Source organism: Pseudonocardia hispaniensis (genome assembly GCF_042658695.1).
GTDB lineage: Bacteria > Actinomycetota > Actinomycetes > Mycobacteriales > Pseudonocardiaceae > Pseudonocardia > Pseudonocardia hispaniensis.
Map to the genome: position 1 here is coordinate 157,222 of NZ_JBHSQW010000009.1, position 12,186 is coordinate 169,407.

A 12,186-nucleotide genomic window follows, 5' to 3' on the forward strand; every position below is an offset into this window, starting at 1 on the left:
CCTCCTGTCCGCTCCGCACCCTGCGCTCAGCGCCGCATGAACGGTGGCACGTCGACGTCGTCATCGGCGTCCGGCGACGCCGACGCGGCGCCCGGCGACGAGGCGAGCCCCGAACCCAACGACCCCGAGGTCGTCGGCGGCGCCGGCGGCTCGGTCGCCGGGCGGCTCGGCTCCGCCATCGGCGTGTCGCGGCGTGGTTCCTCGGGCTGACGCGGGACCGGCGGCGTGTACGGCGCCGCGGGCGGCAGCGTCCCGGTCTGGTTCGGGCCCCCGGTGAACGTGTTCTGCGGGACCGGAGGGGCCGGCGGGGCCGGCGGGGCACCCAGGCCGTTGTGCGCCGCCCCGAAGCCGGTCTGCGGGGCGCCCCCGGCGGACGCGGGCGGGCTGGACGGCGCAGCGGACTCGCCGGAGCGGAAGGCGGAGGGATCGAGCTTCTTGGGCGCGGGGGTGCCGCCCTCGAAACCGGCCGCGATCACGGTGACCCGCACCTCATCGCCGAGCGAATCGTCGATCACGGTGCCGAAGATGATGTTGGCCTCGGGGTGCGCGGCCTCCTGGACCAGCGACGCAGCCTCGTTGATCTCGAACAGGCCCAGGTCCGATCCGCCGGCGATCGAGAGCAGGACGCCCTGCGCGCCGTCCATCGAGGCCTCGAGCAGCGGCGAGTTGATCGCCTTGCCCGCCGCCTGCACGGCCCTTCCCTCGCCGCGCGAGGAGCCGATGCCCATGAGCGCGCTACCCGCGCCGGACATCACGCTCTTGACGTCGGCGAAGTCCAGGTTGATCAGGCCCGGGGTGGTGATCAGGTTCGTGATGCCCTGGACGCCGGACAGCAGCACCTCGTCGGCCGAGCGGAAGGCATCCATCAACGAGACGCCCACGTCGCCCAACTGCAGCAGCCGGTCGTTGGGGATGACTATCAACGTGTCGCACTCGTTGCGCAGCGCCTGGATGCCGTCCTCGGCCTGCCCGGCGCGGCGCTTGCCCTCGAAGGTGAACGGGCGGGTGACCACGCCGATGGTCAGTGCGCCGAGCTTGCGGGCGATACTGGCCACGACGGGGGCGCCACCGGTGCCGGTGCCGCCGCCCTCGCCCGCGGTGACGAAGACCATGTCGGCCCCCTTGAGGACCTCCTCGATCTCCTCCCGGTGGTCCTCGGCCGCCTTGCGCCCGACCTCGGGGTTGGCACCCGCACCGAGGCCGCGGGTCAGCTCGCGCCCGATATCGAGCTTGACATCCGCGTCGGACATCAGCAGGGCCTGGGCGTCGGTGTTCACCGCGATGAACTCGACCCCCTTCAGGCCGACCTCGATCATGCGGTTGACGGCGTTCACGCCGCCGCCACCGATGCCGACGACCTTGATCACGGCCAGGTAGTTGTGCGGGGGCGTCATGCGCGGCACCTTCCAGTCCAGCCCATTCACGTCGAGCAGTGTCGGTCCAGCTCCGGATCGGCCCGGGCCTTCCCGCGGGAACGCTAGGTGCGGTTCCAGCGGCGGTCCACTAGGCGCGCCGCACGTGGCCAACCCCCGGCCGGGCAGCAGCCCTGCCTTCGGGTCGCCTTGCTCACTGAACGTGAGTGATCAGCGACGCACGGTGGGCAACTCTGGACTGGTTACATCGTAGACGGTGCCCTTCTGGGTCAACAGTGGGACGAGCACGGCCGCCTTGTAGACCGACCGATCGGGCGGCCCCCAGCGCACCAGCCGGTCGTGGCTCAGGCCGAGCAGCACCGACGGCGCCACGCTCGTCACGGTCGGGGCGGCCACGTCGATCGTCCGGGTCTCGACCCGCACGGACTCGGGCAGCGCGTCGAGGACCTGCAGCGCCGCCCGCGTCACCGGGTCGTCGGGGCCGACGGCGCCGAACACCAGCCGCGGTAGGGCGGGTGGCACCTCGGGCGCGGGCCGGAACGGCACTCCGGTGTCGTCGACGAGCGTGAGACCCTCCGGGGTCTCGGCCAGCGCGACCGCCACCCGCTCGGTGACGGTGATCGTCACGGTGTGGATCCAGTCGCGGGTGATCTCGACCTTGGCCACCTCCGGAATCGCCGCGACGCGTTCGGCCACGGCGCGGGTGTCGACCGCGGCCAGCGGCGTGCCGCGTTCGACGGCCGCCGCGGCCAGCACGGTGGCCGGATCGAGGGTGAGCGTCCCGACCACCTCGACCTGCTCGACGTCGGCGAGCCCGCTGTCATAGATCAGCGCCCGCACGCCGACCACCAGCCCGGCGAGCAGCACCAGCGCAAACACGGCCAGCGCCACCCTGCGGCGGCGCAGATGGTGGGGGGCGGGCCGTGGGCGGGCCCGGCGCGGGAGGCCACGCGAGCGGGCACCGCGTGGGACACCGCGCGAGCGGGCACCGCGTGGGACACCGCGCGAGCGGGCCCCGCCGGACCCGGCCGGGCGCCCGCTCCCCGCCCGCGGCGCCGTGCGGGGGGCCGCGGACCGCGCGGGCTGCGGATCGGTCATCCCGCTCTCCCCGCCCGACGTTCCACCTCCAGCAGAACCTCGGGCCCCAGCAGCGTGACGTCGCCGGCGCCCATGGTGATCACGAGGTCGCCGGCGCGGACCATCCCGGCGAGCACCACGGGCACCCGCGACCAACTGGGCTCGAAATGCACCTGCCCGGCGGGCAGCCGGACCGCATCAGCGACCAGCGCGCCGGTGACGCCGGGCTCGGGTTCCTCCCTGGCCCCATACACCTCCAGGACGACGACCTCGTCGGCCAGCGCGAGCGCGGCGCCGAACTCGGCGGCGAACGCGCGGGTACGCGAGTACAGATGCGGCTGGAACGCCACCACGACCCGTCCACCCGCCGGGCCCGCCACCTCGCGCGCCGCCCGCAGCGTCGCCACGACCTCGGTGGGGTGATGGGCGTAGTCGTCGTACACCGCAACCCCCGCCGCCCGCCCCTTGTACTCGAAGCGGCGGCGGACGCCGTCGAACGCGGCGAGGCCGGCCAGCAGGCAGTCGACGGGTGCGCCGAGCTCGACACCGGCGAGGAACGCACCGAACGCGTTGAACGCCATGTGCTCGCCGGGCACGGCGAGGTGCACCGCAAGCTCGACGTCGCGATGCCGGGCCCTCACCAGGGCACCGGCCCCCTCGGGCCGATAATCGAGCAGCACCGCGTCGTCGGCCCCGGCGGCGCCGCGGCCGTAACGGCGGACCCGCAGGCCCCGCTGCTCGGCGTACCGGCACAGCGCTTCGGCGCCGGGGTCGTCGGCGCAGCCGATCAGCGACCCACCCGGGGTGATCCGGTCGACGAACGCCTCGAACACGCGCCGGTAGGTGGCCTCGTCGCCGTGCTGGTCGAGGTGGTCGAGCTCGACGTTCGTGACGACCGCGACCTGCGGGGCGAACGCGGTGAACGAGCCGTCGCTTTCGTCGGCCTCGACCACGAACACGTCGCCCGCCCCGTGGTGGGCCCCGGCCCCCGAGGCCGTCAGGTCACCGCCGATCGCGAACGACGGGTCCCTGCCGCAGTGCTGCAGCGCGACCGTGAGCATCGAGCTCGTCGAGGTCTTGCCGTGGGTGCCGGTCACCGCGGCGACCCGGTATCCCACGGTCAGCGCGGCCAGCGCCTGGGCCCGGTGGACCACGGTGAGCCCTCGCTCGCGGGCCGCCGCCAGCTCGGGGTTGGCCGGGCGGATCGCCGTGGAGACGACGACCGTGGGCGGGCCACCCAGCAGGTCGAGGTGCGCAGCGTCGTGCCCGACCTCCACCCGGGCGCCCAGCGCGCGCAACGCCAGGACGGTGCGCGAGTCGCGGGCGTCGGAGCCGGACACCGCGACACCGCGGGCCAGCAGGATCCGCGCGATCCCGCTCATTCCGGCGCCCCCGATCCCGATCAGGTGCACTCGTTCACCGAGGCTCGTCACCGCTGCCACCACCCACCACGCCCGGTGCCAACCGGCCAGGCTACGCCCCGGCGCCGGGCCCGCACGTCGCCGCCGGGATCCGCGCGCCTCATCGCTCGACGACCTCGAGGACGAGGCCGGCCAGCCGCTCATCGGCGTCGCCGTGCCCGCAGGCGCGGGCCGCGGCCCCCATCGCGGCCAGCCGCCGGCGGTCGGCCAGCAGCGGGAGCAGTTCGGCGAGCACCCGCTCGCCGGTCAGCTCGGCATCGGGCACCAGGGTGCCACCCCCCGCGTCGACGACCGGCTGCGCGTTGAGCGCCTGTTCCCCGTTGCCGTGCGGCAGCGGCACGTAGACCGCGGGCAGCCCGACGGCGGTGACCTCGGCGACCGTGGTCATCCCACAGCGGCTGAGCACGGCATCGGCCGCGGCGTAGGCGAGGTCCATCCGGTCGATGTACGGCAACGGCACGTAACCGGGTGCGGAGGGCGCCGGGGTCCCGTCGCGGCCGTGGGCGTGCAACACGCCGATCTCGGCATGGAGCAGGCCGGGCAGCGCCGCGGCGAGAGCCGTGTTGAGCGTCCGGGCCCCTTGCGAGCCGCCGAACACGAGCAACACGGGCCCGGTGGCGGGCAGCCCGAAGTGGGCGCGGGCCCGCGTGCGCAGCGCGGCCCGGTCCAGGCCGGTGATCGCGCGGCGCAGCGGCATACCGACGACCCGCTCGCCGGGCAGCCCACTGCCCGCCACCGCCGTCGCGACGACGGCCGCGAACCGGGAACCGACCCGGTTGGCCAGCCCGGCCCGCGCGTTGGCCTCGTGCACCACGATCGGGACCCGGCCGCGGGCGCCGAGGTAGGCGGGCAGGGCGACGTATCCGCCGAACCCGACGACCACGTCGGCGTCGACCTCGGCCAGTACCTCGCGGACCCGGCCGATCGCGGTGCGCACCCGCCCGGGCAGCCGCAGGAGATCCCCACTGGGCTTGCGTGGCAGCGGTACCGGCGGAATCAGCTCCAGCCGGTATCCCCGGGCCGGGATGAGCTGGGTGTCCAACCCGCGCTCGGTACCCAGCGCGGTCACCTCGGCGCTGGGCCGCAGCCGGCGGAGGGCATCGGCGAAGGCCAGCGCGGGCTCGATGTGGCCGGCGCTGCCGCCACCCGCGATGACGACCGAGAGCGGGGAGCGCGGCTGGGTCACCGGCGCACCCGCTGCGGCTGCGGGCGGGCGGTGGGAGCCAGGTAGGGCTCCGGCAGGCGCAACCCGAGCAGCCGGGCGATGCGCCCCTGACCGTCCGCCCGCAGCGTCGCGACGGCCTCCGGCTCGTGCCGGGCGGCGTTCGCGAGAATCCCGAACACGAACATCGTGACCAAGATCGAGGTTCCTCCGGATGAGATCAGGGGCAGCTGCTGCCCGGTCACGGGCAGCAGTCCCACGACGTACGAGATGTTGATCGAGGCCTGCGAGACCAGCCAGACCGTCGCGGTCGCGCAGACCAGCCGTAGCCACGGGTCGGTGTTACGGGCGGCGATGCGCAGCCCCGTGTAGGCGAGCGTCGCGAACAGCGCGAGCACCGCGAACGCCCCGACCAGCCCCAGCTCCTCGCCGATGATCGCGAAGATGAAGTCGTTGTGCGCGTTCGGCAGGTAGCTCCACTTCGCCCGGCCCTGCCCGAGCCCGACCCCGAACAGCCCGCCGTCGGCCAGCGAGTACAGCGCCTGGGTGGACTGGTAGGCCGAGCCGAGCGGGTCGGCGTCGCTGCCGGCGAACAGCACGGCGATCCGGTTCTGCCGGTAGCTGGCCGTGAGCCCGAGGATGAGGGCGCCGATCGCACCGCCGATCGTGAGCACCGCGAGCAGCCGGATCGGGGCTCCCGCGAAGAACAGCAGCGCCACCAGCACGATGCCCAGTGCGATCGTCGTGCTCAGGGCGGGCTGCAGCACCACGAGCGTGCAGACGACCAGGGCGACGGGCACGACGGGCAGCAACGCGTGCTTCCACCGGTGGACCACCGCCCGCTTGAGGACGAGGACGTGCGCGCCCCACATCACCAGGGCCACCTTGGCCAGCTCGGCGGGCTGGACGGTGAACGCGCCGAAGTCGATCCACCGGCGGGCGCCGCCGCGGACCTCACCGATCCCGGGAACCAGCACCGCGATGAGCAACCCGACGCACACCACCAGGGCCGCCGGACTCAGCGCCCGCAGCCGTTTCGGGGAGATCCGCAGCCCCGCCCAGAACAGCACGAGGCCGATCACGCAGAACATGAGCTGGCGGACGAACACCGAGTACGACGACTCGCCCGCGGCGATCGCCTCGACCGACGACGCCGACAGGACCATGACCAGACCGAACAGCGTCAGCAGCCCGAAGACGCCGAGGACGAGGTGCAACGAGGTCAGCGGGCGACGCAGCCACTGCGCCAGTGCGGCCGCGGCACGGCCCACCACGGCGCGCCAGCGGGCCGCCGGCGGCCGGGCTCGGCGCCCCACCGGCACCGTTCGGCGCGCCGTCTCGGCGCCACGCCCGCTCATCGGCCGCTCCCGGCCGGACCCGGCGCCTCAAGTGCGGCCGCCGCGGCCCGGAACTCGTCCCCGCGATGGGCGTAGTCACGGAACTGGTCCATCGACGCCGCGGCGGGGGCGAGAAGCACGACGTCCCCCGGCCGGGCGAGCGCCGAGGCGTGGCGCACAGCGGTCGTCATGGGCTCATCGTCACCCGTGACGACCTCGACGACGGGGACATGCGGGGCGTGTCGCGCCAGGGCACCGACGATCTCCGCTCGCTCGGTCCCGATCACCACGACCCCGGCCAGCACGGGTGCCCGCCGCGCGATCAGCTCCGCCACCGAGGCGCCCTTGAGCAGCCCGCCGACGATCCACACGACCCGGGAGCCCTCCTGGGCGGCCAGCGAGGCGTCGGCGGCGTGCGGGTTGGTGGCCTTCGAGTCGTCGACATAGCGCACGCCGGCCACCGTCGCGACCGTCTCGGCGCGGTGCGGGCCGGGCCGGAACCCGGCCAGGCCCGCCGCCACGGCCTCGGGCTCGACGCCGTATGCGCGGGCCATCGCGGCCGCGGCGAGGGCGTCGGTGAGCCCCGGCACTCCACCGGGGGTCACCCTGTCCGCGTCGACGAGCGGGACGGGCACCTCGTCGAATGCGCGGTCCAGCAGCGTGCCGTCGGCGATACCGACCTGACCCGGTCCCGGCTCGCCGATCGTGACCTCGACCCGGCGGCGGGCGGGCGCCGCGGCGAGCAGGCCGGCGGCGACGGCGTCGTCGACCACCGCGACGGCGATCTCACCGGTGAGCGCCGCGGCTTTGGCCGCGGCGTAGGCAGGCATTCCGCCGTGCCAGTCGAGGTGGTCCTCGGCGACGTTGAGCACGCAGCCCGCGACCGGGCGCACCGACGGCGACCAGTGCAGCTGGAAGCTCGACAGCTCGACAGCGAGCACCCGGTGTCCCTTGGCCACCGCGCTCACCACGGGATCACCGATGTTGCCGCAGGCCACGGCGTCGTGTCCGGCGGCCTGCAGGATGGCCGCGAGCATTCCGGTAGTCGTGGTCTTGCCGTTGGTACCGGTGACGACCAGCCACGCGGGCGGCGCGGCGGCGGCCGCGCCGATCCGCCAGGCCAGCTCCGGCTCACCGATCAGCTCGACGCCCCGCTCCGCGGCCTGCGCCACCAGCGGATGGTCCGGTCGTCGGCCCGGGCTGGTGACGATCAGCGCGGTGCCCGGGGGGATGCCGCCGGTCCCGGCCTCGGCACCGGCGGGCAGCCCGGTGAGCCGGCTCGGGTCGTCATCGGTCACGGTGACCAGCGCCCCGTGCGCGAGCAGCACCTCGGCTGCGGCGCGTCCCGAGATCCCGGCGCCCGCGACCAGCACCCTGCGGCCGGTGAACGCGCTCACGCCCCGCCTCCCGGGCGTGTCCCGGTTTCCGGACGCTCACCGGCGGGGGGGTTTCTGCCACTCATCTAGAAGCCCGCCGAGGCCGTCAGCCACTCGCTGTAGAACAAGCCGAGCCCCAGCGCCGCACAGATCGCCGCCAGCAGCCAGAACCGGATGATCACGGTGGTCTCGGCCCAGCCGGCCAGTTCGAAATGGTGGTGGAACGGCGCCATCCGGAACAGCCGCCGCCGCGTGGTCCGGAAGACCACGATCTGCAGCGCCACCGACAGCGCCTCGACCACGAACACCCCGCCGATGACGACGAGCAGCAGCTCGGTGTGCGTCACCATCGACAGGCCCGCGATCAGCCCGCCCAGGGCCAGCGAGCCGGTGTCGCCCATGAAGATCCGCGCCGGTGCGGCGTTCCACCACAGGAACCCGACACAGCCGCCCATCGCGGCGGCGGCGACCACCGCGACGTCCAGCGGGTCGCGGACCTCGTAGCATCCGGCGGCCGCGGCGATCGCGCAGCTGTTACGAAACTGCCAGAAGCCGATGATCACGTAGGTGGCGAGCACCATCGCCGAGGTGCCCGCGGCAAGCCCGTCGAGGCCATCGGTGAGGTTCACCGCGTTCGACCACGCCGAGACCAGCAGGTAGCAGAACAGGACGAAGCCGAGCGCGCCGAAGCTCAGCACCGCGATCTCCCGGACGAACGAGAGCTTGTCCGATGCCGGGGTGAGGTTGCGGGCGTTGGCGAAACGCAGCGCGAGCACCGCGAACACCACCGCGGTGACCAGCTGGCCGACCAGTTTGGAGGTCTTGTTGAGGCCGAGGTTGCGGTGCCGGCGGATCTTGATGAAGTCGTCGACGAAGCCGACGATCCCCAACCCGGTGGTCAGGAACAGCACCAGCAGGGCCGAGGCCGTGATCGGCTCGCTCGTGAACAGATGCGCGACGAGATAGCCCAGCCAGATGGCGATCAGGATCGCCACGCCACCCATCGTCGGGGTACCGCGCTTGCTCTGGTGGCTGGCCGGGCCGTCGGCGCGGATCTCCTGACCGAACCCCTGCCTGGCGAAGAAGCGGATCAGATAGGGCGTCAGCAGGATGGACACCGCCAATGCGACGCCGGCGGCGACGAAGACACCTCTCACCGGGACACCAGCTCGTTCTCCTGTTCCTCATCGGGCCCAAGCAACGTGGCGGCCACCCGATCGAGGCCGACCGCCCTGGACGCCTTCACCAGCACCACGTCACCGGGCCGCAGCTCGGCGCGCAGCACGGACACCGCCGCCGCCGGATCGGCCACCCGCCGGGCACCCTCGCCGTACTCCGCCCCGCCGACGGCGACCAGCCGGTCGATGCCCAGCTCGGCGGCCACGGCGGCGATCTCGGCGTGCGCGGCGGCGCTTCGCTCACCGAGCTCGCCCATCCGGCCCAGCACCGCCCAGGTGCGTCGGCGGCCCGCCGCGATCGCGGCCAGCGCGCGCAGCGCGGCCCGCATCGACTCCGGGTTGGCGTTGTACGCGTCGTTGACGACGGTCACCCCGTCGGGCCGATCGACGACCTCCATCCGCCAACGCGACACCGCCTCGCTGGCGGACAGCGCCGCCGCCACCGCCGCCGGCGACGCGCCGCACTCGAGCGCGACGGCCGCGGCGGCCAGCGCGTTGCCGACATGGTGCTCGCCGACCAGCCGCAACGCGACGTCGGCGGTACCCGACGGGGCCGTCAGCCGGAACCGGGCACGGCCCGCGTCGAGGCGCACGTCCTGCGCGCGCACGGTCGCCGTCGGTGAGCGACCCACGGTGACGACCCGCGCCGCGGTGCGGGCGGCCATCGCGGCGACGACCGGATCGTCGGCGTTGAGGACCGCCACCCCGTCCGTGGGAAGCGCCTCGACGAGCTCGCCCTTGGCCCGGGCGATCGCCTCGGCCGAACCGAACTCCCCGAGGTGCGCGCGACCGACGTTGAGGACCACACCGATCCGCGGCGAGGCGACCGCGCACAGCGCGGCGATATGCCCCGGCCCGCGGGCGGAGAACTCCAGCACCAGGTGGCGGGTCGTCGGCGACGCCGCCAGCGCCGTGTAGGGCAGGCCCAACTCGTTGTTGAACGATCCGGGCGGGGCGACCGTCGGGCCGAGCGGCGCCAGCACCGCGGCGAGCAGGTCCTTGGTCGAGGTCTTCCCGGAGCTGCCCGTCACCCCGACGATCGTCAGCCCGGGCAGCGCCGCCACCACGTGCCGGGCCAGCCGGGCCAGCGCCGCCAGCACCGCGGCGCCGGAGCCGTCGGGGTCGGCGGCGGCGAGGTAGCTGCCGGCCAGCGGGGTCGACGCCGAGGGCGGGGCGGCCGGGACGACCACCGCCGGTGCGTCGACCTCGCGGGCCGCCAGCACCCCGGCAGCCCCGGCGGCGACCGCGGCGGCGGCGAAGTCGTGCCCGTCGACGCGTTCGCCGGGAAGCGCGAGGAACAGCCCGCCGGGACGGATCGCGCGCGAGTCGAACTCGACGGCCGTGACCCGTTCGGCGCCGGTGGCGCGGTGCAACCTGCCCCCGGTCACGGCGGCGACCTCGGCCAGGCTCATCTCGATCATCGCTCGGACCCTGCCCCGGCGCCGATCGCGCGGCGCAGTTCGTCGGCGTCGTCGAAGGGGTGCACGACCCCCTCGATCTCCTGACCCTTCTCGTGGCCCTTGCCCGCGACGACGACCGCGTCGCCGGGCCGGGCCCTGGCCACGGCGGCGGCGATCGCGGCGCGCCGGTCGCCGATCTCGAGCACCTCACCGCGGGCCGGCTCGGCCCGCGCCCCCTCCAGGATGGCGCGGCGGATCTCGGCGGGGTCCTCGGAGCGGGGGTTGTCGTCACTGACGATCAGCAGCTCGGCCCGGCCCGCGGCGATCGCACCCATCAGCGGGCGTTTGCCGCGGTCACGGTCGCCGCCGCAGCCGAGAACGACCAGCAGCCGTCCACCCGAGCTGTGCACCTGGCCGCGCAGCGCGTCCAGCAAGGCGGCGACGGCGGCGGGTTTGTGGGCGTAGTCGACGACGGCGAGGAACGGCTGGCCTGCCTCGATGCGCTGCATGCGACCGGGCACGGTCAGCCGCTCGAACCGTTCGGCGGCCATCGCGGCCGGCACCCCGACGGCGTCCAGGCAGGCGAGCGCGACCAGCGCGTTGGCGACGTTGAAGGCGCCGGGGAGCCGCAACCGCACCGGCAGCCGGGCGCCGTCGGGCGCGCCGGCGACGAAGCGCTGGGTGCCGTCGGGGGCCGCGGTGATGTCGCCCGCCTGCCAGTCGGCCACCTGGCCTGTGGCCGACACCGTCACCACGCCGGGGGTGGCCGCGGCCAGCCTGCGGCCCCATTCGTCGTCGACGCAGACGACATGCCGCTGGGCCCGGCCGTCGAACAGCCGGGCCTTGGCCGCGTAGTAGTCCGTCATGTCGCGGTGGAAGTCGAGGTGGTCCTGCGACAGGTTGGTGAACGCGCCGACGGCGAAGCGGGTTCCCGCGACGCGCCCGAACGCCAGGGCGTGGCTGGAGACCTCCATGGCCACGTCGGTCACCCCGCGTTCGGCCATGAGCGCGAACACCGCCTGCAGGTCGGGGGCCTCGGGGGTGGTGAACGTGCTGGGCAGGCTCGCCTCGCCGATGCGGGTCTGCACGGTGCCGAGCAGTCCGCTGGCGCGTCCCGCGGCGGACAGCCCGGCCTCGATCAGGTGGGCGACGGTGGTCTTGCCGCTGGTCCCGGTCACACCGATGACCTGCAGCAGCGTCGTCGGATCGCCGTAGATCCGGGCGGCGAGCTCCCCGAGCACCCCGCGCGGATCGGGGTGCACGAGCACCGCGACCGCATCGGAGTCGAGCCGAAGGCGGGCGGCCCCGGCCGGGTCCGTCAGCACCGCGGCCGCGCCCGCGGCCAGCGCCGCGGCGGCGAAGTCGGCACCGTGCGCGCGGGCGCCTGCGACCGCGGCGAACAGGTCGCCGGGACGGACCTCGGCGGCGCGCAGGGTGACCCCGGTGACGGGCCGGGCCGCCGCCGGATGGCGCAGCTCGGCCGCCACGGCGGCCGCCAGCTCGGCCGGCGCCACCGGCCGCACCCGGGTCGGCCGCGGCGGCTGGGAGGTCACCGAGGTCGCGGCAGAGCTGGCAGTCGGCACGTCGCGGAAGGCTACCGGCGTCACCGGGCCGGGTTGCCATGCACCGGCCTCGACGCCCCTCGCGTCGCTCCGTCCGGCGCGGCCGACCCGCCCGTCACCGCGCTCGGCGGCGGAGGTGACCGGTGAGACAACCGCTGGTCGACCGGCTGCGGTCGGTGATCGGGCGACTGCTCTGGGGCACCGCTGCAGCCTCGGCGCCGGGCGGCGCCGCACGGCCGCGCCCAGGCGGAACGCCGATCGGCGCGGCCGGCGGACCGGTCGTCGGCAGGCCCGGCGACG

The 12,186-nt window shown here is 74.7% G+C and carries 9 protein-coding genes; all 9 read right to left on the reverse strand.

The features are described 5' to 3' along the window. Nucleotides 1–26 precede the first annotated feature (26 nt). The 9 genes from ftsZ to ACFQE5_RS03995 all read right to left on the reverse strand — a co-directional run bounded on the left by ftsZ (nucleotide 27) and on the right by ACFQE5_RS03995 (nucleotide 11,907). Complete coding sequence (ftsZ, locus tag ACFQE5_RS03955; RefSeq protein WP_379582854.1) at nucleotides 27–1,394, reverse strand: cell division protein FtsZ; 1,368 nt, start codon at nucleotides 1,392–1,394, stop codon at nucleotides 27–29. Between the two features lie 189 nt (nucleotides 1,395–1,583). Continuing rightward, nucleotides 1,584–2,252, reverse strand: a complete 669-nt coding sequence (locus ACFQE5_RS03960; protein ID WP_379582856.1) for a cell division protein FtsQ/DivIB — start codon at nucleotides 2,250–2,252, stop codon at nucleotides 1,584–1,586. 215 nt (nucleotides 2,253–2,467) lie between these two features. Next, on the reverse strand, nucleotides 2,468–3,892 hold the full coding sequence (gene murC / locus ACFQE5_RS03965; protein WP_379582858.1) for a UDP-N-acetylmuramate--L-alanine ligase: 1,425 nt from the start codon (nucleotides 3,890–3,892) through the stop codon (nucleotides 2,468–2,470). A 79-nt stretch (nucleotides 3,893–3,971) separates the two neighbouring features. Further along, entirely contained in the window at nucleotides 3,972–5,057 is a 1,086-nt protein-coding gene (gene murG, locus ACFQE5_RS03970) for an undecaprenyldiphospho-muramoylpentapeptide beta-N-acetylglucosaminyltransferase (protein WP_379582860.1), read from the reverse strand. Continuing rightward, nucleotides 5,054–6,391, reverse strand: coding sequence for a putative lipid II flippase FtsW (gene ftsW, locus ACFQE5_RS03975; protein WP_379582862.1), 1,338 nt, complete (start codon nucleotides 6,389–6,391; stop codon nucleotides 5,054–5,056). The genes murG and ftsW overlap by 4 nt, the downstream gene beginning before the upstream one ends. Beyond that, nucleotides 6,388–7,767 (reverse strand): UDP-N-acetylmuramoyl-L-alanine--D-glutamate ligase, encoded by a 1,380-nt coding sequence (gene murD, locus ACFQE5_RS03980; RefSeq protein WP_379582864.1) that lies wholly within the window; start codon nucleotides 7,765–7,767, stop codon nucleotides 6,388–6,390. Before murD ends, ftsW begins: the two co-directional genes overlap by 4 nt. A 65-nt stretch (nucleotides 7,768–7,832) precedes the next feature. Further along, the gene (gene mraY / locus ACFQE5_RS03985) at nucleotides 7,833–8,903 is read right to left on the reverse strand and encodes a phospho-N-acetylmuramoyl-pentapeptide-transferase (RefSeq protein WP_379582866.1); all 1,071 of its coding nucleotides are present in this window, start codon (nucleotides 8,901–8,903) and stop codon (nucleotides 7,833–7,835) included. After that, nucleotides 8,900–10,345, reverse strand: a complete 1,446-nt coding sequence (locus tag ACFQE5_RS03990; protein ID WP_379582868.1) for a UDP-N-acetylmuramoyl-tripeptide--D-alanyl-D-alanine ligase — start codon at nucleotides 10,343–10,345, stop codon at nucleotides 8,900–8,902. The genes mraY and ACFQE5_RS03990 overlap by 4 nt, the downstream gene beginning before the upstream one ends. Continuing rightward, nucleotides 10,342–11,907, reverse strand: coding sequence for a UDP-N-acetylmuramoyl-L-alanyl-D-glutamate--2,6-diaminopimelate ligase (locus ACFQE5_RS03995; protein WP_379582870.1), 1,566 nt, complete (start codon nucleotides 11,905–11,907; stop codon nucleotides 10,342–10,344). The genes ACFQE5_RS03990 and ACFQE5_RS03995 overlap by 4 nt, the downstream gene beginning before the upstream one ends. Nucleotides 11,908–12,186 lie beyond the last annotated feature (279 nt).

Coding starts and splice junctions, on each gene's coding strand:
- ftsZ (WP_379582854.1), bottom strand. CDS start 1,394: ATGACGCCCCCGCACAACTACCTGGCCGTGATCAAGGTCGTCGGCATC.
- ftsW (WP_379582862.1), bottom strand. CDS start 6,391: ATGAGCGGGCGTGGCGCCGAGACGGCGCGCCGAACGGTGCCGGTGGGG.
- ACFQE5_RS03990 (WP_379582868.1), bottom strand. CDS start 10,345: ATGATCGAGATGAGCCTGGCCGAGGTCGCCGCCGTGACCGGGGGCAGG.